This window comes from Pantoea agglomerans, from assembly GCF_020149765.1.
GTDB lineage: Bacteria > Pseudomonadota > Gammaproteobacteria > Enterobacterales > Enterobacteriaceae > Pantoea > Pantoea alvi.
Window position 1 is genome coordinate 1,461,570 of the sequence record NZ_CP083809.1, and the last position, 24,595, is coordinate 1,486,164.

The window sequence follows — 24,595 nt, forward strand, 5'->3', positions numbered from 1 at the left end:
CCTAATCCCGCCTCGCGCCAAACCATTGTCACTATTCTCGTTTTACTTCCCCTTTTCGGACGTTTAATCATTTCGCGGCTCGACTCTTTGCGCGCGTCGCTGGCGCGCACCTTTCTACTCTTGCGGACAAGGACACTATGAACGCCAATTCTCTGCACCGCGCGCTGGGCGCGATCTGCCTGCTGGGCCACGTCGCCGCCGTCTCCGCTGCCGAAACGCCGCGAGCGGGCGGCAGCTTTACCGTCGGCGTTGAAACCGAACCCAATACCTTTAACCCGCAGCTCAACGGACAGGCCAAGGCCGATGTCACGCTGCGCAACGTCTGGGAGTCGCTGCTGGCGCGCCAGCCCGACGGCAGCTTCGTTCCCTGGCTGGCGCAGAGCTATCAGGCCAGCCCGGACGGCAGCCAGTATCGCTTTACGCTGCGCCGCGACGTGCTCTTTTCCAACGGCGAAAAGCTGGATGCGCAGGCGGTGGCGGAGAATTTCCGCCATACCCAGGATGCGCGATATTGCGCGGGAACCAGCCTGTGCATGATGGGGGCGCGCATCAGCAGCATCGAAACGCCAGACGACTTTACGGTGGTGATCACCCTGAAGCAGGGCTACACGCCGTTTCTCTCGTTCGCCGCCGCGCTGGAGATCCTCGCGCCCGCCAGCTGGCGGTCGGCGCAGCTCAAGTCAGGCGGCAAGGAGATAGCCGGCACCGGCCCCTTTATTCTCGACAGCTATGAGAAAGGCCAGCAGGTGACCTTCGTGCGCAACCCGCACTATCGCTGGGCGCCCGCCACGGCAAAACATCAGGGGCCGGCGTATCTCGATCGCGTCACCTATCGCTTTTTGCCGGAATCCTCGGTGCGCACCGGCGCGCTGCTCTCCGGCCAGCTCGACGCCATTGAGGGCATCTCCGGCAACGACGCGGGCGAATTTAAAGACAACGGCGACTTCACCTTTCAGCATGCGCTCAATACCGGTACGCCGTACTCGCTCTATCTCAACGTCGACTATGGCCCGACGCAGGATGTCCGCGTGCGTCAGGCGATCGTCAGCGGGCTTGATATCGATCCGCTGCTGAAATCGGTCTATCGCGGCGAACGCACGCGCGGCTGGGGCATTACCTCGCCGGTTGAACCGCTCTACGACAAGGCGCTGGAGGGCAAATATGGCAACCAGCCGGAGGCCGCTAACCGGCTGCTGGACGAGGCGGGCTGGGCCACGCGCGACAGCGAAGGTTTTCGCAGTAAAGCGGGCCAGCGGCTGAGCATTGAGGTCATCCAGGCGCAGGCGACGGTGCGCGACCAGCGCGACGTGCTGCTGCAGGCGATTCAGGCGCAGGCGCGGCAGCGGCTTGGCGTTGATTTCAGGCTGCGCTACGTCGATTCCGGCACCTATGCCGAGGTGCGCAACAGCGGCAGGTTCGGCGCGATTGCCAACTCCAATACCGAAACCGACGGTATCGATATTGAAAATCACTACCGGCCCATCAGCCAGGGCGGGGCGATCAACTACAGCCGGGTCAATGATGCGCAGATCAACGCGCTGCTGGATAAAGCCGCCAGCACGCTGGACGTCGCGCAGCGCCGTCAGGCTTACAGCGAACTGCAAAACCGCGCGCTGCGCCAGCTGGCGCTGGCGGTGCCGCTCTATCAGCCGGAAGATCAGATCGCCGCCGCGCGCTATGTCCACGGCTATGGCTTCCGCAGCTTTAAGCAGATGCCGGAAAACGCCTATGAGGTCTGGCTAAGCGATCGTTAATTCACGCCAGGCTTAGATAAAGTTGTTATTTCAATATGCGCCTGGCGCAATTATTCCCGCGCCATGCCGGGGCGGATTCCCATATTCAACAAAACGATTGTCATTATTGTCGGTTTACATTCTTCGCGCCGGATTTTAATAATTTCCCGGTAATTAATCGAGAGAGCGAAAATATGAGTCAGTCCGTTCAGGTGGCAAAATCCGACGATGCAGAAGAGATCTTCGCCCTGCTGCAGCGCGCCTATGCCTCGCTGCTGGAGCAGGATATCCATTTCACCATTACGCAGGGCAACGTGAGCCAGGTGCGTCAGACCATCGAGCGCGAAACCGTGCTGGTGTTGCGCAAGTGGCAGCGGGCGGTTGCCACGGTGACGGTGCGCTTTCCCTGGACTCAGGAGGCGAACGCGCCGTCGCAGCTGCCGTTTATTCACTGGTTCGCCGTCGATCCCGATTTTAAAGGCCAGGGCTATGGCCGTGAAATAATCAGCTGGGCGGAGGATCATTTATTAAAAGAGACGTTAAAAGCGCCGGGCGTTTATCTGGCCACCGCAGTCAAACATCCGTGGCTGAGTGAATTATATCAGCGCCGCGGCTATCAGCCTTTTTATCATCGCACTAATCCGCTGGGTGAAGCGCTGGTGTTTCTGAAAAAGGAATTTCAGCCTGAAGTCGCCACCGAAATTGCTCGCTCGGCCTGATTTTTATAATAAAACGCACCTGCATTTAATAAGGACAATATGAAAAAGATTTTTACCCTGGCGCTGGGTTTCACCTCTCTGTTGGGAAGCGCATCACCTCTGCTGGCCGCTGACGCGCCGCACAGCGGCGGCAGTTTGACGGTTGGCGTCGAGACCGAACCTACCACCTTTAACCCGCAGCTCAACGGCCAGGACAAAGCAGAGATCACCCTGCGTAATTTCTGGGAATCGCTGCTGGCGCGCCGCCCCGACGGCAGCTTTGTGCCCTGGCTGGCGGAGAGCTATCAGATCAGCCCGGACGGCAAAACGCTGCGCTTTACGCTGCGCCACGACGTCACCTTCTCCAACGGCGAAAAGCTGAACGCCCAGGCGGTAGCGGAGAATTTCCGCCATACCCAGGATGCCCGATATTGCGCGGGCACCAGCCTGTGTCTGATGGGCACCCATATCGCCAGCATTGAGACGCCGGACGATACCACTGTGGTGATTAATCTCAACGCCACCTATTCGCCGTTCCTGTCGTTCGCCGCCGGGCTGCAGATCCTTGCGCCCGCCAGCTGGCAGTCGACGCAGCTCAAGTCGGGCGGCAAAGAGATTGCAGGCACCGGGCCGTTTATTCTTGACAGCTACGAGAAGGGGCAGCAGGTCACCTTCGTGCGAAACCCGAACTACCGCTGGGCGCCCGCCACGGCGAAGCACCAGGGACCGGCCTATCTTGAGCGCGTCACCTACCGGTTCCTGCCGGAATCTTCGGTGCGCACCGGCGCGCTGCTCTCCGGCCAGGTGGACGCCATCGAAGGCATCTCCGGCAACGACGCGGGCGAATTTAAAGACAACGGCGACTTCACCTACCAGCACGCGCTCAATACCGGCACGCCATATTCGCTGTTCCTTAACGTCGACTATGGCCCGACGCAGGATGTGCGCGTGCGCCAGGCGCTGCTGCAGGGGCTGGAGATCGATCCGCTGCTGAAATCGGTCTATCGCGGCGAACGCACCCGCGCGTGGGGCATCACCTCGCCGGTCGATCCGCTGTATGACAAGGCGCTGGAGGGCAAATATGGCAATCAGCCAGACGCCGCCAACAGGCTGCTGGATGAGGCGGGCTGGAGCGCGCGCGACAGCGAAGGATTCCGCACCAAAGCGGGCCAGCGGCTGCGCATCGAGCTGATCCAGGCGCAGGCAACGGTGCGCGACCAGCGCGACGTGCTGCTGCAGGCGATTCAGGCGCAGGCGCGCCAGCGGCTCGGCGTCGACCTGAAACTCAACTATGTCGATTCCGGCACCTACACCGAGGTGCGCGCCAGCAGCAAGTTCGGCACCATCGCCAACTCCAATACGCCTACCGACGGCGTCGATATAGAAAACCACTACCGGCCGATCAAACAGGGCGGCGCTATCAACTACAGCCGCGTTAACGATGCGCAGATCAACGCGCTGCTCGATAAGGCCGCCGGCACGCTGGATATCGCCCAGCGCCGTCAGGCCTATAGCGATCTGCAAACGCGGGCGCTGACCGAGCTTGCGCTGGCGCTGCCGCTCTACGAGCCGGAAGACCAGCTTGCCACGGCCAGCTACGTGCACGGCTACGGCTTCCGCAGCTACAAACAGATGCCGGAAAGCGTTTACGACGTCTGGCTTAGCGAACACTAACAGGAGGCGAGGATGAGTCTGGAGAGCATCGCAACCCGCGCGCCGCGTAAGCCGACGCCCTCATTCTGGCGCAATGCGCTGGCGCGGCGCATTGCCGGGCGGCTGTCTGGCGGCGTGCTGGTGCTGTGGGCGGCCGTTACGCTGGCGTTTCTCGGCGTGCATCTGGCGCCGGGCGACATTGTGAGCCTGCTGATTGGCGAACAGGTGCGCACGGCGGCCATTGAGGCGGCGATCCGCGCCGAATGGGGGCTGAACGAACCTTTGTGGCTGCAATATCTGCACTATTTATGGCGCGTGCTGCACGGCGATTTCGGGCGCTCCTACATCCTTAATACCGAGGTGAGCCATCTGCTGGCAACGCAGCTGTGGCCCACCATCAAGCTGACGCTGGCGGCGCTGCTGGTGAGCATTCTCTTCGCCGTGGCGGTGGCGGTCAGCACCGCGCATCGCCGCTGGGGCCGCCGCGCGGCCAACGCGGTGGAGCTGCTGCTGGCTTCGACGCCGTCGTTCTGGATGGGCATCGTGCTGCTGTTTGTTTTCAGCTTTACGCTGCGCTGGTTCCCGGTGGCGGGCGACCGCACGCTCTCGGCGCTGGTGCTGCCTGCGCTGGCGCTGGGACTGGCGCAGGGCGCGGTGGTGGCCCAGCTGCTGCGGCGCGAGCTGGAGCGCGCGCTGGATGCTCCCTTTACCCTGACGCTGCGCGCCTGGGGCATCGGCGAAACCACTATTCGTTTGCGCCACGCGCTGCGCCATGCCGCCTTGCCCGCCGTCACCCTGACCGGCTGGCTGGTGGGCGGCCTGCTGAGCGGTGCGGTGATCACTGAGCAGGTGTTTGGCCGGCCCGGACTTGGCAAGCTGACGGTCGACGCGGTGCTGGCGAAAGATCTGCCGGTGGTGCTGGCGGTCGCCATTTTATCGGCGTTGATCTACGTGGTGATGAGCACGCTGGTGGACATTCTGGCGCTGTGGATCGATCCGCGCCTGCGTGGGGAGAACCAATAATGCAAGCCATTCTGCAACGCGTTTCCTTTGCGCTGCCCGCCGCGGTATGGGCAGCGATCGGCTTTCTGTTTCTGCTGCTACTGGCGGTGGTCGCCCCGCAGTGGCTGGCGCACAGCGATCCGCTGCTGGCCGACCCGCTCAACGCTCAGCTACCGCCGTCTGCACAGCACTGGCTTGGGACCGATCAGCTTGGACGCGACCTGCTGACGCGAGTGATCTACGGCAGCCGCTATTCGCTGCTGATCAGCGTGGCGGCGATGGCGCTGGCGGTGCTGTTCGGCACGCTGCTGGGGCTGGCCGCCGCGCTCGCCCGCGGCATCGTCGACGAGCTGCTGAGCCGCGCGGTAGACGTGATCTCCGCCTTTCCCGATCTGCTGCTGGCGCTGATGCTGATCGCCTTTACCGGGCCAGGCACCAGCAATTTGATTATCGCGCTCGGGGTGGCGTCGGTGCCGCGCTTTGCCCGCGTGGTGCGCGCGCAAACCTGGCGCGTGATGACCTCCGGCTACGTTGAGCAGGCGCGCACCTTCGGCCTGTCGCGCTCCACGCTGATCCTGCGCCATATTCTGCCGCACGCCATTGCGCAGGTACCTGCGCTGGCGACGCTGGGGCTGGGCACCGCCATTATCGGCGCCGCCGGGCTGAGCTTTCTCGGCATGGGGCCGCAGCCGCCGACCGCGGAATGGGGGCTGATGCTGGCGGAAGGACGTAACTATCTGCGCAACGCCTGGTGGATCGCCGTTTGGCCCGGCCTGTTTATCACCCTGACGGTGATCGCCGTCAACACGCTGGGCCGCTACTGGCAGGCGCGTTTTGAAGGAGGCGAAGCATGAACCCGGTTATCGACATTCAGAATCTCTCGATCCGTTTTGGCCCGCACTACGTGGTGAAAAACCTCGACCTGCAGGTGCAGCCGGGCGAATCGGTGGCGCTGGTAGGGGAGTCCGGCTCCGGCAAAACCCTGACGGCGCGCAGCCTCTCTGGGCTGTTGCCAGAAGGGGCGACGCTCAGCGCCGATCGCTTTGTTATCGACGGGCGCGATATGCGCCAGGCCGGGCGCGAGGCGTGGCGCGCGCTGCGCGGGCGACGCATCGGCTACGTATTACAGGACGCGCTGGTTTCGCTCGATCCGCTGCGCCGTATCGGGCAGCAGCTGGCGGATGCGCTTCGCGCCGCCGGACAGCGCGGCGCGCTGGAGGCGCAAAGTATCCGGCTGTTGCAGGCCGCAGGCATTAGCGACGCGGAAAGCCGGCTGGCGCGCTACCCGCACCAGCTTTCCGGCGGGCAGCGCCAGCGCGCCTTGATCGCCGCCGCGCTGGCGGCCAGCCCGGCGCTGCTGATTGCCGATGAGCCGACCACGGCGCTTGATATGACGGTGCAGCGGCAGATCCTGCAGCTGCTGGCGCAGCGACGCCGCGACGGTCACGCGTTGCTGCTGATCAGCCACGATCTGGCGGTGGTGTCTGAGCTGGCGGATCGCGTGCTGGTGATGCGCGACGGCGAAGTCGTGGAGCAGGGCCGCAGTGAGCTGCTGCTGGCACAGCCGCAGCATCCCTGGACGCAGCGGCTGCTGCACGCGGTGCCGACGCCCGCCACGCGCGGCCTGCGCCTGAGCGCGACCGAGCCAACGCCGCTGCCGCCGCGTCCGCAGCCCGGCAACGCGCCGCTGCTGGAGGCGATCGGTCTCAACAAGACCTACGGCGATCGTCAGGTATTGAACAATATTCACTTCCGCCTGCATTCGGGCGAAACCCTCGGCGTGGTGGGCGAATCTGGCTCGGGCAAAACCTCGCTGGTGAAAGTGGTGATGGGGCTGACCGAGCCGGACAGCGGCACGCTGCTGCTGGAGGGCAGTCGCTGGGATCGTCTCCATGAGAAAGCGCGCCGCGCACGACGGGCGCGCCTGCAGCTGATTGCTCAGGACCCGTATAGCTCCTTCGATCCGCGCTACACCGTGGAGAAGATTATTGGCGAAAGCCTCGACAGCGCGGGCATTTTCGGCGATGCGCGTCGCCAGCGCGTGCGTCAGCTGCTGGATGAGGTGCAGCTCGGCGACCGTTTCCTCGACCGCTATCCGCAGCAGCTCTCCGGCGGCCAGCGCCAGCGCGTCGCCATCGCGCGCGCCTTTGCGCCCAATCCTGCGCTGCTGGTGGCGGATGAGCCAGTCAGCGCGCTCGACGTGTCAGTGCAGGCGCAGGTGCTGGATCTGCTGGCCGATATGCAGGCCGAGCACGGCACCGCACTGCTGTTTATTTCTCACGACCTCGGCGTTATCCAGCATCTCGCCGATCGCGTGCTGGTGATGCAAAACGGTCAGGTGGTCGAGAGCGGCGATCTGCGTCAGGTGTTCGACGCGCCGCAGCATCCCTGGACGCAAAAACTGTTACAGGCCTTGCCAGTGCTTCCCGCCTGGCGGCCCGCCGTCGCATAAAGGAGATAACAATGAGTCAGACACAACGCCAGCTGCGGCTGGGCGCTATTATTCAGGGCGCATCCGGCAATATGTCCGCCTGGCGTCACCCCGACGCGGTGGCCGATGCCAGCATCAACGTTGATTACGTCCTGGATCTGGCGCGCAAGGCGGAGCAGGCGAAAATCGACTTTCTGTTCGTTGCTGACGGCCTCTACATTACGCCGCAGTCGATTCCCCATTTTCTTAACCGCTTCGAGCCGATTACGCTGCTGTCGGCGCTGTCGCTGGTCACCAAAAATATTGGGCTGGTGGCGACACTCTCTACCTCCTACAGCGAGCCATTTACCGTGGCGCGCCAGTTCGCCAGCCTCGATCACCTCAGCGGCGGCCGCGCTGGCTGGAACGTGGTGACCTCGCCGCTAGAAGGCTCGGCGAAGAATTTCTCACGCGCCAGCCATCCAGAGCATGACGAGCGCTATCGCGTCGCCAGCGAATATCTTGACGTGGTGAAAGGGCTGTGGGACTCGTGGGAGGCGGACGCATTTGTGCGCGACAAGGCGAGCGGCCAGTTCTTCGACGCCGACAAGCTGCACACGCTGAACCATAAAGGCAAATACTTCTCGGTGCAGGGGCCGCTTAACGTTGGCCGTTCGCCGCAGGGCCGTCCGGTGGTGTTCCAGGCGGGCGCGTCGGAAGCGGGCAAAGCCTTTGCCGCTGAGGCCGCCGACGCGATATATACCCGACAGAACTCGCCGGAGCAGGCGCGCGAGTTTCGCGAAGACGTGCGCCGTCGGCTGGTGGCGCGCGGCCGGAGCGCCGACGATATTCGCGTGTTTCAGGGCATCAGCGTCATTATTGGCGACAGCCAGGCCGACGCGGAGCGCCGCTATCAGCAGACTGCGGAACTGGTCACGCTCGAAAAGGCGCTGGCGTATCTCGGCCGCTACTTCGAACACCATGACTTCAGCCAGTACGATGTCGACGCGCCGTTCCCGGAGATTGGCGATCTTGGCGAAAATAGCTTTCGCAGCACCACCGACGCCATTAAGCGCAATGCGCGTGCGCGCGGCCTGACGCTGCGCCAGGCGGCACTGGAAGAGGCGACACCGCGTCCGACCTTCCTCGGCACCGCGCAGCAGGTGGCGGACGGCCTGGCGGAGTGGTTCCTCAGCGGGGCGGCTGACGGTTTTGTGGTGCGCGGCGGCACGCCGACGGCGTTCGACGATTTTGTCGCACAGGTGATCCCGCTGTTGCAGGCGCGCGGCATCTATCGTCAGGCGTATGAAGGCGCGACGCTGCGCGAAAATCTCGGGCTGGCCGAGCCGGAAAACCAGTTTGCCGGGCGCCGCCAGCAGGTCGCCTGAATCACAGGGCCGTCACGCCGAGCGCGGCGGCCTGCTCCTCCCAGCTAATTATCTGCTGATACGCCGCGCGATCCGGCACGGTAAAGCCGGTAATAAAGCTGTCGCGCGCCGCTTTCTTCTTAACAAACTGCGCCAGTACGCGGCGCAGCGTCGCCAGCGTCCTGGCATCCGTCTGCGCAGACGTAATCAGCGGCGGCGCGGGGCAGAGCGGCGTTTCGCCGACAATTGCCAGCCCCGCCAGCTCGTGCGCGGCATAACGCCGCAGCAGCACCCAGGTGACACAGTCAATCGCCGCAATATCCGCTCTCCCGTCGCGCAGATACGCCAGCGACCGGCGGTGGCTGCCGCTTAAATGGGCGGTGCTGAAAAAGCGTCCTCTCTGCGCCAGCGGCGCGATAAGGTAGCGCAGCGCGTTATAGCCGGAGTGGGAGTCGAGGCTGTTAGCCACCGCGCGGCGGCCGCGGAAATCGGCCAGCGCGCTGTTTTCATCTTCCTCGCGCGCTACCAGCCAGCTGCGGTAGCACGCGCCGCGACAGCCCGGCGCGCTAAGCTCAAACGCCCCGACCAGCTGCACATCAGGCAGCTGCGTCATCAGCGGATAGCCGCAGGTCTGGCTCAGCAGCAGATCGCCGGCGCGCCAGTGCGCCAGCAAATCCTCTGGCCATTCAACATCCGCCCCTGACAGCTGCGCCAGCGTTGCCGTTAGCGCCTGGGTGTGCGGACGGTGGATGTCGTACATCGGTAGCGAAAGCCGTTTCATGCGGGCGATCCTGTTGTCTGCCCGGATGGGCGTTAACGTTAACGGGCGTGGTGGCGAAGCGCCTGGCCCATTCGCCGTAGCCTGCCGCGCGAAAACCCCGGTTGCGCTGGTAATAGTCATCGCGCCACAGCAGATAAACCCTGCGCAGACCATACCACGGCAGCCCGGGCAGGTCGTGATGCACCGCGTGATAGTTAAGATTAAGAAACAGCAGGCGCCACGGCCAGCCCGCCTCGTTATTGACCGATCGCGCCAGCGGATCGGCATCGGCGCGGTGTTCGTAGAAGGAGCGCACTTTGGTCAGCATCAGCGCGGGATAGCTTACCGCCAGCACAAACAGGAGCGGCGAAAAGCCCTGGCGCGCCATCCAGAGAAACAGGCCTGCCAGCAGCGCCAGATGGATCGCCCACATGGCGATAGCGCGCCACTCAGCGCGCCATACCGCCCGCAGCAGCGACTGAAGCGCCGCGTAAATATCGAGTAGCGGCCCCACCAGCAGGCGGCCGGGAAAGGTATTGCGCAGGTGGATCCCCTGGCGCTGCCAGGGCCGCAGCTGCGCCCAGCGCACGGGCGACAGATACCAGGTTTCAGGATCCTCATCGGGCTCTGTCAGGCTGTGGTTGCGGTGGTGCGCCAGATGCGAGTCACGATAAAGCCCGTAGGGATACCACACCGCCAGCGGCAGCGTGCCGAACAGCTGGTTCAGACGCGGAAAGCGCGTCGGGTGGCCGTGGATCAGCTCATGCTGTAGCGACAGATACCAGCTGGTGAAGAGGATCAGCAAACCTGTGGTGGGCCAGAGGCCCAGCGTCCGCCAGTGCGTCAGCGTGGCGAACCAGCCGCCGTAAATGGTTATCAGCAGCAGCCAGGTCGGCAGCTCGCTGCGCCACAGCCAGCTTCTCTGCCACTGATGGATGTGTGCGCGCTGCTGCGCATGAAGCCAGTCGGACGATCCTCTTGTCATAGCAACCTGCCACAGTTGACGGAATTCAGCACAACATGCGCGAAGGCATTAAAAAAGAGAAAGATCCTGTGCGACTTACTTATGTCGAAAAACTTGATGATACGGTTGAAAACTATTGGCTATCAGTGCGGACGCGGCTGACGTAACCTTTGTTTATCGAATCTTATCTCTCACGCAGGGGCAAAAACGGCCCGCGAAAGGAACTGAATTATGAAAAACATTGGCTTCTTATCTTTTGGTCACTGGACGCCCTCTTCACAGTCCGCCACCCGCTCTGCGCAGGACGTGCTGCTGCAGTCCATCGATCTGGCGGTTGCGGCTGAAGAGCTGGGCGCGGACGGCGCCTACTTCCGCGTGCACCACTTTGCGCGTCAGCTCAGCTCGCCGTTCCCGCTGCTGGCGGCGGTCGGGGCGCGCACCAGCAAAATTGAGATCGGCACTGGCGTTATCGATATGCGCTACGAAAACCCGCTCTATATGGCAGAAGACGCCGGCGCGGCGGACCTGATCGCCAACGGCCGTCTGCAGCTCGGCATTAGCCGCGGCTCGCCGGAGCAGGTGGTGGAAGGCTATCGCTACTTCGGCTATGCGCCGCAGGAGGGCGAAACCGACGCCGATATGGGCCGCCGTCATACGGAAGCCTTTTTAGAGGTGCTGCGCGGCGAAGGTTTTGCCAAACCCAATCCGCAGCCGATGTTCCCGAACCCGCCGGGTCTGCTGCGCCTGGAGCCGTTCTCAGAAGGGCTGCGCGATCGCATCTGGTGGGGTTCCGGCTCCAACGCCACCGCCGAGTGGGCGGCGAAAATGGGCATGAACCTGCAAAGCTCGACGCTGAAAGATGATGAGACGGGCGAGCCGTTCCACGTTCAGCAGGCGAAGCAGATCCGCGCCTACCGCGAAGCCTGGAAAGCGGCGGGGCACAAGCGCGAGCCGCGCGTGTCGGTCAGCCGCAGCATCTTTGCGCTGGTGAACGATATGGACCGCGCCTACTTTGGCCGCAGCGGCCAGGATCAGGATTCCGTCGGCTTCCTCGATGAGAAAACGCGCGCTATTTTCGGCCGCAGCTACGCGGCGGAGCCGGAAGTGCTGATCAAGCAGCTGGCGCAGGATGAGGCCATTGCCGAAGCGGACACGCTGCTGCTGACGGTGCCGAACCAGCTTGGCGTTGCCTACAACGCGCACGTTATCGAAGCGATTCTGAAATATGTCGCGCCGGAGTTAGGCTGGCGCTAAGCATGAAAACGGCGGCCTCGGCCGCCGTTGTTTTTTTGCATTTCACCCAGAGCGACATTACTGGCGGGCTGCGAAACCCGCTAAGCGGATTGCTCCGCCTCAGGCGCCTTCCGGCTGCCCGCCGCCCCGGCGCAGAACAGCGCTATCACCACCAGCGCCAGCACCGGCAGCATCGCCATGCGCAGCCCGGCGTGCTCACCGATAAAGCCCAGCCCCGGCGGTCCCACCAGAAAAGCCAGATAGCCGAGGGTCGCCGCGATAGTGACGCGAATCGCGCTGTTATTGCCGTCGCCTGCGGCTGAGACCGTGAGCGGAAAGCCGAGCGCCGCGCCGATGCCCCAGAAAAGCACGGCGGCGGCGGCCAGCCACGAATTGTCCGAGAAAATCACCAGCATCAGGCCGAGCGCGGCGGAGAAGGCGCTGGCGCGCAACATCCAGACGCGGCCGATGCGATCGACCACATAGGCGCCGAGAAAGCGGCCCAGCGTCATGCCGGCGGTAAAACCGGCATAGACCAGCGTGCCCTGCGTATGGTTGAGGTTATGGCCATCGATCATCAGCAGCGGCAGCCAGTCGTTGGCGGAGCCCTCCGCCAGCGCCATTGCCAGGATCACTACGCCGAGGATCAGCAGCTGGCGATCGCGCAGCTCATGCCGCACCTGCGCGATAAAGCCGCCGCTGTGCGCCTGCTCGCTGCGTTCGCCGTCGCTGGTCGCCGGCAGATGGCGCAGCGCGACGGCGATAATCAGCACGTTGCAGAGCAGCACGGCGGCAAAGTGCAGGCTGGTGCTGATATCCGCTGCGGTCATCGCCAGCCCTGCCAGCGCGCCCGCCAGCGTGCCCAGGCTGAAAAAGCCGTGGATGGTGGTCATGATTGATCGGCCCAGCGCCCGTTCGAACGCGGCGCCCTCGACGTTGATCACCACATCCATCAGCGCCGTGCCGCTGCCCAGCAGCGTGAGGCTGGCAAAGACGCCCAGCGCGCTCGTCAGCGTCAGGCTCAGCGCCATCAGCACCAGTCCACCCAGCAGCAGCACCATGCCGTAGCGCATCACCCGCTGCGTGCCGAGCTGGGCGATCAGCTTGCCGGCCAGCAGCACGCCGAGCATTGAGCCGCAGGAGAAGCCAAACAGGATCATGCCCATCAGCTCGGTGGAGGCGTGCAGCGTATCGCGCATAAAGGGCGTGCGGCTGACCCAGGAGGCCCAGGTAAAGCCGGGAATAAACATCAGGCCGAAGATGGCCCACTTGCCACGGGTTTGCTGTTGAGGCGTCATCACGACTCCTGTTTGTCGTACGGATGTACGAGAGGATAATACAAAAATGGCGCGACGCGAGGGGAGAGGCGAAATTTTATTGCCGGGTCGGGTCAGCTATTTTCTGCACCGCGCGCAGAATGGCGTCGCGGCTCATCGGCGCGTCGTTTAGCAGGTTATGGATGGTTAAACCTTCAATCAGCGCATCCAGCGCGCAGGCGGTCTCCATGGGAAAGCAGAGGTGCAGCGAGGCGCGGCTGCGCGACATCCACAGCTGTAGCAGCTGACGAAACGGCGCTTTGCGCGCCGCCAGCGAATAGAGCTCAAAGCTGAGGATCAGATGGCGCTGGCTGGCCCAGACGTCGCCGCAGATCAAATCCACCACCGCTTCGCAGGCGTCCGCGCGATCGGTCGCACTCTGCATGCGCTGGCGGAACGCCTCGGAGATGGTATCAACCATATAGCTGAACGCGCCCATCAGCAGCAGATCGGTTTGCGGAAAGTGGTAGGTGAGGGTACCGGGCGAGAGGCCCGCCAGATCCGCCACCCGGCGATAGGTGGTGCCGCGCACGCCTTCGTTAATTATCACCGTCAGCGTCGCGTCCAGAATGTCGGTTTTAATATCCCGTGTAACGGCCATCTACTGCTCTCACTTCTCTGACGTAAACTGGGTAAGGATAACCGCTCGGCGGCAGCAAAGCATGCGGCGCGAGCGGGATCCAGCTGGGCAGCGCGCGCCACTGCGGTTATGATTTTGCCCTGAACGATATCGACAGCAGCCAGCGGCAGGGAGGCACTATCAGCAGCTTAAGCATCAGGGTCGGCAGCAGGGAGCGCGGCCGTGAAGATTAACACTCCGCGCCACGCCTTTCACTACGCGCCGTTTCGCCACCTCTTTTTCGCTCGTACGCTGACGGTGCTGGGCAACAGCGTCGCGCCGGTGGCGCTCGCCTTTGCGGTGCTCGATATGGGCGGTTCCGCCACCGATCTCGGCGTGGTGGTTGCCGCGCGTTCGCTGTGCAACGTGCTGTTTCTGCTGTCTGGCGGCGTGCTGGCGGATCGCTATTCGCGCAATCGGGTGCTGCTGCTCGCGTCGCTGGTCGCCGCGCTCTCCCAGAGCTGCGTCGCCTGGCTGGTGATTGAGCAGGCCGCAACGCTTGCCAGCCTGGCGCTGCTGAGCGCCGTTAACGGCGCGGCTGCAGGCATCGCGCTGCCCGCCTCATCGGCAATGGTGCCGCAAACCGTTCCGGCACAAAAGCTGCGCCAGGCCAACGCCGTTATTCAGTCGGGCGTCTATGCGGGGACCATTATCGGCGCGTCGCTCGGCGGCATGCTTACCAGTACGCTGGGCGCGGGCTGGGGACTGGCGGTGGACGCGCTGGGTTTCGCGCTGGCCGCGCCGCTCTACTACGCGGTGCGCACCGGCGCGCAGGCGACATCATCCGCCGCGACGCTGCGGCAGGATCTGCGCGACGGCTGGCAGGAATTTACCGCCCGCAGCTGGGTCTGGGCGGTGGTAGCGCAGTTCGCCGTGGTTAACGCCACCTTTACCGGCATGGTGATGGTGCTTGGCCCGGTTATCGCCGACAGCACCTTTGGCCGCGCCCGCTGGGGCGTCATGATTGCGGCGCAGAGCGTCGGGCTGATTATCGGCTCCGGCATCGCGCTGCGCTGGCGTCCGCGGCGCGCCATGTTCACCGGCGTCATGCTGGTGGCGCTCTGCGTCTTTCCCATGCTGCTGCTGGCAGGTGGTGCGCCGTCCGGCTGGCTGATGATCGCGTTCTGTATCGCCGGGATGGGGTTCGGTCAGTTCGGCGTGATCTGGGCGCAGGCGCTGCAAACCCATATTCCGCGCGATCGGCTGGCGCGGGTGTACGCTTACGACGCGATGGGATCTTTTATCACCATTCCGCTGGGTGAGCTGGCCGCCGGGCCGCTGGCGATACGCTTCGGCAACCAGACGGTGCTGCTGAGCTGCGCGGCGGCGGTGCTGGCGGCGACGCTGGCGGCCTGTCTGGTGCCAGGGATACGAAAGCTGCGGCAGCGCGAGTAGCGAAGGCAACAACCGCAACTTCGAATCGAAACGCTATTCCAGCGTTAGCCTCTCCCTTAGCGCCTTCACCAGCGAAACATCATCCAGCTCTGCGCTAATCTCATGACGAATAGCGTGGATGAACTGTTCGCTACGCTCGCAGCTATGATGGTAGCCATGAGACAGCCAGTTCCAGCTTCCAAGAACGATATAGCGGCCATCGATCATTATGACCTTTTCATGCGTCCCTTCCGTCAACCGGATAACATTGTCTTTTCCAAGCTTTTCTCGATACTCAGCAACCAGTGACTCATCATTATCTTCAGCGCGATCCAGACGCTGATGATAGTAGCCGTAATAGATCTTAACCCTGACGCCACGCTGCTGTGCAGCAATGAGATGCGCCAGTTCCGGCCTCTGATACTGATTGCCTCCTCGGCGGATCCAGGGAGTGATAATAACCAGTTCCTGCTCACACCGGCTCGTCAGGGCACTGAATGCGGCGATATGTTCACAGTCGCGATAATAACGCTGTAAACGCGGTGTCTGGCTCAGGCTGGCAAAATTCGGATGCTGGCTACCCTGTTCGAGAAGAAAATCTTCGGCAACGCTGTCCGCAAGAATTTTCAGATATCCGCCAGCCTGCCGCAGCCTGTGATGATTACCCACCACGATAAACTGCTGTTTTGCGCGGGAAACGGCAACATTCAACATGTTTGGCGCGTCGTTCTGAAAAGCTGGCTTATCGAGCGGATGAAAAATTACCGGGCTGTAAATTATGACCTCAAAGCCTACGCCCTGGAACTGATGCACTGTACCAATGCAGTTTTTCTGCCAGTGATTCATACGCTGGGCAAGGCGCTTAATCAGTAATGACTTCTGATTGCTATAGGGCGTGACGATGCCAACATCGGCGGTCAAATCGTAACCGCATTCCTCCAGTTTATTCAGCAGCAGCTCAATAGCATCGACTTCATCCACATTGGTATTGACCATATCGCCTTTCTGGCCCTCAACGCTGTAGAACATCAAATGATGGCCACCCGATTTCTCAAAGGCGCTGGCTATGCGTTCAGAAGGAGAGGCTGTTTCCACGCTAACGCCATGATAGCCCGCCAGCCGGATAAAGAGATCGGCAATCGGTTTCTGACACCGGCGATGCTCATCAAGGATAATGCCGTTGCCGGTATCATCTACCCGCCCGGAAAGCGTACCTGCCGCACGGTGCCAGCCCGTAACGCTTGCAGGTGAGACCCGCTCATACAAAGTATTGTTGCTGGCGAAATGACGTTCACGTAGCTGTGTTTGCAAATTTTCCGACAGGTTTCTGATGGGCTCGATTTGCAGGGGATCGCCGACAATCATCGCTTTTTCGCTGCGGCTTAACAGCGGTACCAAAGATTCCAGCGAGATCATGCCTGCCTCATCGCACAGTGCCAGATGCCAGGGTTTATGCCCCTTTAGCTCTTCGAGCTTACGGTAGCCTGCGACTTTCCAGGCGGAGACTAGCGTGGTTGCCATAACCGGATAGACCAGCGAAAGTGCGCGGTAAAATTCATCCAGCTTATCCAGCCAGCGATAGTAGCCCGCACTGGTGCGTCTGCTCATTAATGCTCGCCAGTGAGTCAGCACCTCTTCCAGTTCAATTTTACGCCTGAGTTGTTCCTGCCAGAGATAGCCGATAGCGGCTTCAAACATTTCCCGGTGTTGTCTGATGAAGCGCTTACGCAAAATATCGCACCAGCTACCTTCCGGATAATCCTGTTGAAAAGCTGCCATGAGCTGTTGCGCCCGGATAACCTGACGCCATTGCTTCTGCAATTTTGCCACGTCACCGCTCAGGGTCATAAGATCGGCTTCATATTGAGCGTCGGGTTCTGCATGCAGGAGCACTTCCAGTAGTGCAAGGTTATCTTCCTGATGTGCCAGTCTGTCTCCAGCATCAGCCAGGGCCGCCAACTGATGATGGGTCAGGGTAAAAAGACTGAAGTGCTGAAAGTCTTCTGGCGCAGCCAGGCTCATTTGCTGCAACCCTGACTGATATTTCCCTTTGAAAAAACGAACCAGATAGCGCTTTATTCCTGTTCGCGGGTAGTCGCGGTAATGAAGCGCCAGCGCCGGGCGTAGCGGGGAATTCATCCATCGCAGTATCTGGTCCAGACTATGCGGCTGTGGCCAGGTCGCCTGCAACGTCTGGTAAATTCTGCCGGCCTGTTGACGCTGCGTTTTTATCGCGCGAATTTCCTGGAGGCGCTGCTCCAGCTGACAGGCTAAAGCATCGAGGTCGTTGGGATGACGTAGCGAGATGTCAATTCCGAGTAGCTGTGCGTGAGCCGCAAGCGGAGGAATATTTTCCATAAAGCGCGGCGTAAGCTCTTCTGCACGGGTGGTATGTAGCCCACAATCTTCAGCCGACTGTATTACGCTCGCTTTCGCATTCAGATATGCCCGATAACAGGCATCCAGTTCGTTACGATGCCTGATTAGAACAGCTAAAAAATCGCGCTGTTGCTGTTCGTCATAGCTCTCCTGTCGCCAGCGACTGATAAGACGTTCAAGCCGGGCAAGTTCACTCTGTACCTGATCGTTTGAGCCGCTATGAAACCATAACCAGTCAAGATCCTGGGTGACAGGATCGGCACGCAGATCATCAATGATATTTTCAACTGCTTTTATTGCTGTGGAAGTGACCAGCATACCGAAATTCTGGTCTTTCCCGTCAGCGATCGCCAGCGCTCGGGCGACCAGCTGTTGTGCTATAAGCGACTTGAACAGCGTGGTTTTCCCGGTACCGGGTGCGCCTTGAACAGCGATCAGACGTTCATCCTGATTAATGGCCTGAATGGCGGCCATCTGTCCATGGCCTAACGGATAGTGTGTTTCAAACAAACCACCCGTCACCACGTCGTAAATATCGGCCGCACTACCGGCATGGTGAATATGGTTGAGATACTGTTCCAGCAGGGGAAAATCACCGACTGCTTTATTACAAAGCCAGGTAAAATCTTCCTCATCACGCTTAAGGTTGTAATCTTCATTATGCAGGGGAGCCACCAGGGCGTTAAACGCCGTTTCCAGTCCCCTGAATTTACTGTTTGAGTGCTGAGTGACCCATAACAGGAGTGCCTCAAACGACTCAAGAAAGGTGTCATATTTACAGCCGGTGAGCGCGCTGACGATACTCATCATATGGCGATTTTCACCAAGCTCATCCAGCTGGATCCCAAAGATTTCACGAAAGGCGAAGGGGAACGCGCTGACAAGTTGCCCATCTTTAACAGGAACCAGAAGTGAAGTTGTCTCTTGCTCAAAGAATGATTTTGGCAGTGGGAAAGAGAACAGCGGCAGGTATTTTACAATGGATTTACCACGCTCCTGTTCAGTGCAGCGCAGCAGCGGAAACAGCAGGCTGACAGGCTCAATATGAGTAATTTCACCCTTTTCGCCATATTTAACGAAACGCCTGCGCCAGTTTTCGCGCATTTCAGGCGACACACTAACGATTATACCGCTCTGGTTTTCTGCACAATTATTTTCGTTAAGCATGAATTGTTGATATTCATGCACCTGGCTGGCTGATATTTTGCTTTTTTCTGCACCACTGAATTTTACGTAGTCATGCCACGCTGAGAGGATGTTCCTTGATGAGTTTTGCATCATGCTAACTGAGCCTTTCCTGAGTATCTCCCTGATATTAATGGTCAGAGAATAACATAGAGGTAATGTTTAAAGCCGCTAATTGTTTTCTCTGAAAGGGGTAACACCCTTCTAGTTACAACATACAGAAAGATTTCACTTTACCCCCAGAGTTCAGGGCTGCGCTGTTATCAATAAAGCAGGGCTATGCAGAAACTTAAAACGCAAAAAGCCCGCTCAGGTTTCCCTGAGCAGGCTTCTCGAATTTGGCTCCTCTGACTGGACTCGAACCAGTGACATACGGATTAACAGTCCGCCGTTCTACCGACTGAACTACAGAGGAATCGCTTGAACGGGGCGCATATTATCGACCCTCACCGGCCATGTCAAAGCCCTTTTTCACAAAAGCGTTCAACTGCTGAAATAACCGCCAGAAGCTGCTGCGCTGGCCGAGAGCTTTGCACCCAGGAAATGGAAAGTATTTTTCCCCGATAGCATTAATGAAAAATGCTGACTGCTTCGGTGTAAAAAAGGGCAGCGCCTGAACGCCGCTTCCGGCGCGAAAGAAAGATTTCAAAGCCGCTCACACTTCTTTGCGCTGCCGTTTGCCTGCGCTTTTTTCGAAACGTATATTCCGTGAAAATCCCACAATGAAACAAGAGGCGGTCAATGAACAGAGTCAGGATTGGCATGATCGGCAGCGGCTATATCGGACGCTGCCACGCTATCGCCTACGCGCAGGCGCCGACGGTTTTCCCGCTAAAGGGCGAAATCGTGCGGGAGATGCTGGCGGAGGTCAATCCGGCGCTGGCGGAGAAGCAGGCGGCCGCCTTTGGCTTTGCGCGTTCGACCGGCGACTGGCGCGAGCTGGTGCGCGATCCTGAGATTGACGTGGTGGATATCTGCGCGCCTAACTTCCTGCATAAAGAGATGGCGCTGGAGGCGATTCGCCACGGCAAGCACGTCTATTCAGAAAAGCCGCTGTCGCTCTCGGTGGCCGATGCGGAAGAGATGGTGCAGGCAGCCCAGGCCGCCAGGGTGAAAACCCTGGTGGGCTTCAACTATATGAAAAACCCCACCAGCCAGCTGGCTAAAGAGATTATTGCGCGCGGCGAAATCGGTGAGGTCGTACACTTCTACGGCACCCACAACGAAGATTATCTGGCGAAGCCCGAGACGCCGCTCGACTGGCACTGCCAGAAAGCGCTGGCGGGCCTCGGCGCGCTGGGCGATCTGGCGGCGCATATCGTCAATATGGCGCACTATCTGGTGGGCGATATTGAAGAGGTGAGCGGCGACATGATGACGGTGATTAAAACCCGTCCCGACGCGAAGGATCCCAGCCGCCAGCTGCCGGTAGAGAATGAGGATCAGGCCAGCGCGCTGCTGCGCTTTCGCAACGGCGCGCACGGCGTGATTGAAACCTCGCGTATCGCCTGCGGCAGCAAAATGGGCCTGACCTACGTCGTCACGGGCACCAAAGGCACGCTGCGATACACCCAGGAGCGTATGGCAGAGCTGGCGCTTTATCTGCACAACGAACCGGCGGGGCGTCAGGGGTTTAAAACCATCCTGACCGGCCCGGCGCATCCCGACTACGCCAGCTTCTGCGTCTCGGCCGGGCACGGCATCGGCTTTAACGATCAAAAAACGGTGGAAATTCGCGACCTGATCAACGGCATCGCGGCAGGGGATCGCCTGTGGCCCGATTTTGCCGAAGGGTTGCAGGTGCAAAAGGTGCTGGAGGCGATTGCGGTTTCCGCCGCCGAGCGACGCTGGCAGGCGGTTTAGAGAAGCGGCGCGCGGCCGTGACGCCGCGCGCCTGAATGATTATCCTGCGGCTTTCTCCCACCACAGCTTATCCAGCGCATAGTAGCGGTCGCGTTCGCTCTCCGGCTGCTGCAAATCGCGCTTCCACGGCTTCGCCAGAATAAAGTGCAGGTTCTTCACCTCGCTCTCTTTCCACATCCGGCTGTGCTGAAACGGCAGGGTTTTCAGCGCGTTGTAGATATAGGAGAGCGGCAGCCAGCGGCCGTGAAACGCCTCGTTCAGCAGATCCTGTTCTGAAAAGGGGTAAGCCTTTAAATCCACAATCGCGGCAACCCGGTCCGCCAGCTGTTCAAACAGCGCATTGTCCGGCTGCAGCACCAGAAAACCACCGTTGAGGTAGTTATCCAGCAGCGCAGGCGCTCGCTCGCCGCGATCCTGCCAGGTGTAATGGCAGTTTTCCGGCTGCCAGCAGGCGGGATAGGAGGCGATATGGTTAGGGTTGCAGCGGCAGGCGTGACAGGCGGCCAGCAGGTTGTCGCCGAGATCGAGCGTAAACAGCTCGTCCATATTTTGCAGCACCAGCATATCGGCATCGAGGAACACCACCCGCGCATAGTCGGTCAGCTGCCAGGCGCGCAGCTTGGTCCAGACTTCGCCAAACTGCGCCGAAGCGTAGTGCTGTTCCAGCGCACTGTTGGGGTAGATCGGATCGACCGGCTGCACTATGCAGCCTTCTGCCTGTAACGCTGCGCGGTCCGCCTGCGGGATCGCGTCGGTGGTCATGACCACCAGCGGCCAGCGCGTGCCGCTCTGCTTCAGCGAACGGTGCAGCGCCTTCACACCCACCAGATAATCGGGCTGCGTCAGCAGCGTAACCCATGCAAACATGGTTCCCTCCCTGTAAAAGTCAGTCAAAAAGTGCGGTCAGATAATCGTTGCTGAAGCGGTGCTGCGGATCCAGCTCGCTGCGCAGCGTGCGGAAGTCGTCCCAGTGCGGATAAACGTCGCGCCAGACGTAGCGCCCAGCGTCATAATATTTGCCCCAGTGCGGGCGGCCGCCTTCTTCTGCCAGCAGCTTCTCTACCTCGGTAAGAAAGTGCAGGCCATCCTGCGACAGCGAACCATCGTCGGCGTAATAGACCACAAAGCCGAAGAAGCAGGTCGGCTCACCATAGGCCGGGCTAAGCCAGGCTTCAGAGGCTCCGGTGCAGCGCAGAATAATCGGGTAGTGCATATGCGGTCGCTCCGCGGCGTACCAGCGTTTGATTTTGCTGATAACGGCAGGCGTGCGCGAAAGGGGGACGCCGATTTCAACGTTGATCTGCGGCACCGCGATACCGCGGCAGAACAGCTGGTAGATGTCGCCGGTCACGTCGGTAAAGTCGCGGAAGCGCGTGACGGTGCGGAACTGTTTGCCGCCTTTGCCGTGGATCTGCGTGTCGCGGTGCATCTGCTCCAGCGTCTGGTCAATGGTGCTGTTCAGGCTGTCGTCGCCCTGGTCGGCGTGCTTCACCACCTCACGATTGTTCGCCTGCCACCCGGCGGTTTCCTGCGCACTCGCTTCGTTGGCGTTCCAGACGTGCATCAGGTTGTCGTCAACGAACCACCAGGCTTTGCTCAGCGCATATTCGCTGTTCCAGCGCAGCAGATCCTGCTCAAGATTGTCCGCTGACACCGCGTTTTTATGGCAGGTGTAGATGCGGAAAGGCTGGGTGCGCAGCGTCACGGCGGTGACAATGCCGAGCGCGCCGAGCGTCACCTGAGCGGCGGGGAAGTCTGGCTCGCCGCGCGTAAATTCGCGTATCGAACCGTCCGCCAGCACCATGCGAATGCGCAGCGCCTCGTCCGCCAGCGAGCTTTGATGCAGGCCCTGGCCGTGCGTGCCGGTTGCCATCGCGCCCGCCAGCTTCTGCACCGCAATCACGCCGGGCGAAGCGGCCAGCATGCGATCCAGCGCGGTGAGATGGATATAGAGCTCGTTAAGCGTGGTGCCCGCCGCGACGGTAACGCTGTCGCTGTCGTGGGCCAGTATGCCGGAGAGGGCGCTGATATCGACCAGCACATCATCCCTGTCGACATTCAGCATTCGGCCCGGCGACAGGCGGCTGCCGATAACGCGTACGCGGCCCCGGGTATCACGTAACAGCTGCTGCAGCGCCGCCTCGCTGCGCGGCTGGTGTAACTGCTGGCGGCTGCCAACCTGGGCGTTTTGCGCCCAGTTCCACAGCGCGTCGTCTGTGTCGTTGAGGGTAGTGTTCCGCAGAGGATAATGTTGGGCATCTATGCTCACTAATGCATTCCTGTGGTTAAACATATTAATTTGCATTATTTAAGCGTAGCCCATCACAGCGTTGTCGCTTCCCTTAGCCCGATTTCCGGATATAACGCAGCGTTGCCGTAACCGCGAGCTGGCGATTACGGCGGATGCTCTCCTCTTCGCTGTTGTCAGGACTGAAAAGGGCGTTGAAGGTGTAGCGGTTGGAGACGTGATGCACGCAGATGCTGCTGATCAGGCGGTGTACGTCGATGGTCTCGATCTCGCGGATAAAGACACCCTGCTGCTGACCGCGCGTCAGGATCGCCTCCAGCACGTCGAGCGCGCTGCGGTTCAGCGCCTTGATACGCGGCGACTGGGTAATATAGCGGCCGCGCAGTAGGTTCTCGGTACAGACCAGCCGCATAAAATCGGGATGGGAGACGTGATAGTCAAAGCTGGCTTCCACCAGCTTGCTTATCGCCAGTTCCGGCTCCATGGCCTCCAGATGGAGGCCGGTTTCATGCTGGCGGATCGCCTGGTAGACCTGCTCCAGCACCTCGATATAGAGCTTCTCTTTGTTGCCGAAGTGGTAGACCACCATACGTTTAGTGGTCTGCGCGTTTTCCGCAATTTGCTCCAGCCGCGCGCCCTGCATGCCGAACTCGGCGAAGGTAGCCAGCGCGCCGGCGAGAATGCGTTTTTTCAGCCCTTCAGGGTCGTTTTTTCGTTTTGGTGTGGTGTCTGACATAGCACTTAGTAACTAAGAAAATTCAGCCAGCATGGTATCACACCCCGCCAGGCTGATTTGGCGACGCGAGCGGCAACCTGTTTATATGCATTTCAGGAATAGTATTGCCGTAAAAATATTAATAGCGATATAAGCAACTGCGTATACTGCGGCTAGCTGTCGTTTCGACAGTGAACCTTGACGCTGGCGACTATCACTTTCAGGAAGCAAATCTATGCACACACGCGTGGCCGTTACCAAAAACAGATTCCTCTCTATCACCACCGCCGCGCTGTTGCTGGCTGGTGCAGCTCTGGCTCCGTTTACGGCAGCCCATGCCGATGATAAGCGTTCCATTAAAGTCGGCATCATGAGCGGCGAAGATGAGGATGTCTGGCGTGAGGTGGTGAAGCAGGCCGCAGCAAAAGGGCTGACGGTGAAGACCGTGGTGTTCAATGATTACAACCAGCCCAATGAGGCGCTGCAAAACGGCGAAGTGGATGCTAATGCCTTCCAGCATCAGCCCTTCCTCAATAACCAGATCAAGGTTAACCACTACGATATCGTGCGCGTCGGCGACACCGCCGTCTGGCCCATCGGCCTCTACTCGAAGAGGGTAAAATCTGCCGCGGATCTGAAAGAGGGGGCGGTCATCGGCGTGCCGAACGATCCCTCTAACGAGGCGCGCGGCCTGGTGCTGCTTGAGCAGCAGGGGGTGATCAAACTCCGCGTGGGCGCGGGCATTGCCGCCACCACGGCGGATATCACCGATAATCCGCGCCACGTGCAGATCAAAGAGCTGGACTCCGGCATTATCGGCCGCTCGGTGCCCGATCTCGACGCGGCGGTGGTGAATACCGACTGGGCGCTGAAAAGCGGCCTGACCAAAGCAGATCGCATCGCGCAGGAGCCGGTAAAAGATAATCCGTATAACAACTTTATCGCGGTGAAAAAAGAGAGCGTCGACGCGCCCTGGGTCAAAACCCTGGTCGCCTCTTACCAGAACGACGCGGTGAAGAAAGTGTTTGATCAGGTTTACAAAGGCACCGGCCTGACCGCCTGGTAAGGATAGCGAG

Annotated in this window: 20 protein-coding genes and 1 tRNA gene; 11 read left to right on the forward strand and 10 right to left on the reverse strand. The window is 60.6% G+C overall.

Going from position 1 to position 24,595, the window contains the following annotated elements; translation table 11 throughout:
• The first annotated feature begins 137 nt into the window (after nt 1-137).
• From LB453_RS09520 to LB453_RS09550, 7 genes are all read left to right on the forward strand, one after another.
• Nucleotides 138-1,754: an ABC transporter substrate-binding protein gene (locus tag LB453_RS09520; RefSeq protein ID WP_103796807.1), complete on the forward strand. Its 1,617-nt coding sequence runs from the start codon at nt 138-140 to the stop codon at nt 1,752-1,754.
• Nucleotides 1,755-1,927: 173 nt separating this feature from the next.
• The gene (locus tag LB453_RS09525) at nt 1,928-2,452 is read left to right on the forward strand and encodes a GNAT family N-acetyltransferase (RefSeq protein ID WP_103796808.1); all 525 of its coding nucleotides are present in this window, start codon (nt 1,928-1,930) and stop codon (nt 2,450-2,452) included.
• 39 nt (nt 2,453-2,491) lie between these two features.
• Entirely contained in the window at nt 2,492-4,105 is a 1,614-nt protein-coding gene (locus tag LB453_RS09530) for an ABC transporter substrate-binding protein (RefSeq protein WP_103796809.1), read from the forward strand.
• Nucleotides 4,106-4,117: 12 nt separating this feature from the next.
• The gene (locus tag LB453_RS09535) at nt 4,118-5,107 is read left to right on the forward strand and encodes an ABC transporter permease (RefSeq protein ID WP_103796810.1); all 990 of its coding nucleotides are present in this window, start codon (nt 4,118-4,120) and stop codon (nt 5,105-5,107) included.
• The gene (locus LB453_RS09540) at nt 5,107-5,940 is read left to right on the forward strand and encodes an ABC transporter permease (RefSeq protein WP_103796811.1); all 834 of its coding nucleotides are present in this window, start codon (nt 5,107-5,109) and stop codon (nt 5,938-5,940) included. The genes LB453_RS09535 and LB453_RS09540 overlap by 1 nt, the downstream gene beginning before the upstream one ends.
• Complete coding sequence (locus tag LB453_RS09545; RefSeq protein ID WP_103796812.1) at nt 5,937-7,538, forward strand: dipeptide ABC transporter ATP-binding protein; 1,602 nt, start codon at nt 5,937-5,939, stop codon at nt 7,536-7,538. Before LB453_RS09540 ends, LB453_RS09545 begins: the two co-directional genes overlap by 4 nt.
• 11 nt (nt 7,539-7,549) lie before the next feature.
• Nucleotides 7,550-8,884: an LLM class flavin-dependent oxidoreductase gene (locus tag LB453_RS09550; RefSeq protein WP_103796813.1), complete on the forward strand. Its 1,335-nt coding sequence runs from the start codon at nt 7,550-7,552 to the stop codon at nt 8,882-8,884.
• A 1-nt stretch (nt 8,885) separates the two neighbouring features.
• Here the strand turns inward: LB453_RS09550 and LB453_RS09555 are convergent, their stop codons facing one another.
• On the reverse strand, nt 8,886-9,644 hold the full coding sequence (locus tag LB453_RS09555; RefSeq protein WP_103796814.1) for a phosphate/phosphite/phosphonate ABC transporter substrate-binding protein: 759 nt from the start codon (nt 9,642-9,644) through the stop codon (nt 8,886-8,888).
• Complete coding sequence (locus tag LB453_RS09560) at nt 9,550-10,608, reverse strand: fatty acid desaturase (protein WP_103796815.1); 1,059 nt, start codon at nt 10,606-10,608, stop codon at nt 9,550-9,552. The genes LB453_RS09555 and LB453_RS09560 overlap by 95 nt, the downstream gene beginning before the upstream one ends.
• Before the next feature lie 210 nt (nt 10,609-10,818).
• Here LB453_RS09560 and LB453_RS09565 point away from each other — a divergent pair, with 210 nt between their 5' ends.
• Nucleotides 10,819-11,841, forward strand: coding sequence for an LLM class flavin-dependent oxidoreductase (locus LB453_RS09565; protein WP_103796816.1), 1,023 nt, complete (start codon nt 10,819-10,821; stop codon nt 11,839-11,841).
• Nucleotides 11,842-11,921: 80 nt separating this feature from the next.
• Here LB453_RS09565 and LB453_RS09570 read toward each other — a convergent pair whose 3' ends face one another.
• Nucleotides 11,922-13,118 (reverse strand): MFS transporter, encoded by a 1,197-nt coding sequence (locus LB453_RS09570; RefSeq protein ID WP_103796817.1) that lies wholly within the window; start codon nt 13,116-13,118, stop codon nt 11,922-11,924.
• A 76-nt stretch (nt 13,119-13,194) separates the two neighbouring features.
• A complete protein-coding gene (locus tag LB453_RS09575) occupies nt 13,195-13,737 on the reverse strand; it encodes a TetR/AcrR family transcriptional regulator (protein WP_103796818.1) in 543 nt (180 codons plus the stop codon).
• A 201-nt stretch (nt 13,738-13,938) separates the two neighbouring features.
• Here LB453_RS09575 and LB453_RS09580 point away from each other — a divergent pair, with 201 nt between their 5' ends.
• Nucleotides 13,939-15,150 carry an MFS transporter gene (locus tag LB453_RS09580; protein ID WP_103796819.1) on the forward strand — a complete coding sequence of 404 codons (1,212 nt, stop codon included), beginning with the start codon at nt 13,939-13,941 and terminating at the stop codon, nt 15,148-15,150.
• A gap of 33 nt (nt 15,151-15,183) precedes the next feature.
• Here the strand turns inward: LB453_RS09580 and LB453_RS09585 are convergent, their stop codons facing one another.
• The 3 genes from LB453_RS09585 to LB453_RS09595 all read right to left on the reverse strand — a co-directional run bounded on the left by LB453_RS09585 (nt 15,184) and on the right by LB453_RS09595 (nt 19,342).
• Entirely contained in the window at nt 15,184-18,789 is a 3,606-nt protein-coding gene (locus LB453_RS09585) for an AAA domain-containing protein (protein ID WP_224481705.1), read from the reverse strand.
• 243 nt (nt 18,790-19,032) lie between these two features.
• Nucleotides 19,033-19,108, reverse strand: a tRNA-Asn gene (locus LB453_RS09590).
• 21 nt (nt 19,109-19,129) lie between these two features.
• Nucleotides 19,130-19,342, reverse strand: a complete 213-nt coding sequence (locus LB453_RS09595; RefSeq protein ID WP_103796820.1) for a hypothetical protein — start codon at nt 19,340-19,342, stop codon at nt 19,130-19,132.
• 92 nt (nt 19,343-19,434) lie between these two features.
• Between LB453_RS09595 and LB453_RS09600 the strand changes: the two genes are divergently transcribed.
• On the forward strand, nt 19,435-20,556 hold the full coding sequence (locus LB453_RS09600) for a Gfo/Idh/MocA family protein (RefSeq protein ID WP_103796821.1): 1,122 nt from the start codon (nt 19,435-19,437) through the stop codon (nt 20,554-20,556).
• 39 nt (nt 20,557-20,595) lie between these two features.
• On the opposite strand, the gene LB453_RS09605 is transcribed toward LB453_RS09600, so the two are convergent.
• The 3 genes from LB453_RS09605 to LB453_RS09615 all read right to left on the reverse strand — a co-directional run bounded on the left by LB453_RS09605 (nt 20,596) and on the right by LB453_RS09615 (nt 23,540).
• Entirely contained in the window at nt 20,596-21,423 is an 828-nt protein-coding gene (locus LB453_RS09605) for a glycosyltransferase family 8 protein (protein ID WP_103796822.1), read from the reverse strand.
• Between the two features lie 19 nt (nt 21,424-21,442).
• The gene (locus tag LB453_RS09610) at nt 21,443-22,825 is read right to left on the reverse strand and encodes a D-arabinono-1,4-lactone oxidase (protein ID WP_199187349.1); all 1,383 of its coding nucleotides are present in this window, start codon (nt 22,823-22,825) and stop codon (nt 21,443-21,445) included.
• A 73-nt stretch (nt 22,826-22,898) separates the two neighbouring features.
• The gene (locus LB453_RS09615; RefSeq protein ID WP_103796823.1) at nt 22,899-23,540 is read right to left on the reverse strand and encodes a TetR family transcriptional regulator; all 642 of its coding nucleotides are present in this window, start codon (nt 23,538-23,540) and stop codon (nt 22,899-22,901) included.
• Between the two features lie 214 nt (nt 23,541-23,754).
• Between LB453_RS09615 and LB453_RS09620 the strand changes: the two genes are divergently transcribed.
• Nucleotides 23,755-24,585 (forward strand): MetQ/NlpA family ABC transporter substrate-binding protein, encoded by an 831-nt coding sequence (locus LB453_RS09620; RefSeq protein ID WP_103796824.1) that lies wholly within the window; start codon nt 23,755-23,757, stop codon nt 24,583-24,585.
• Nucleotides 24,586-24,595 lie beyond the last annotated feature (10 nt).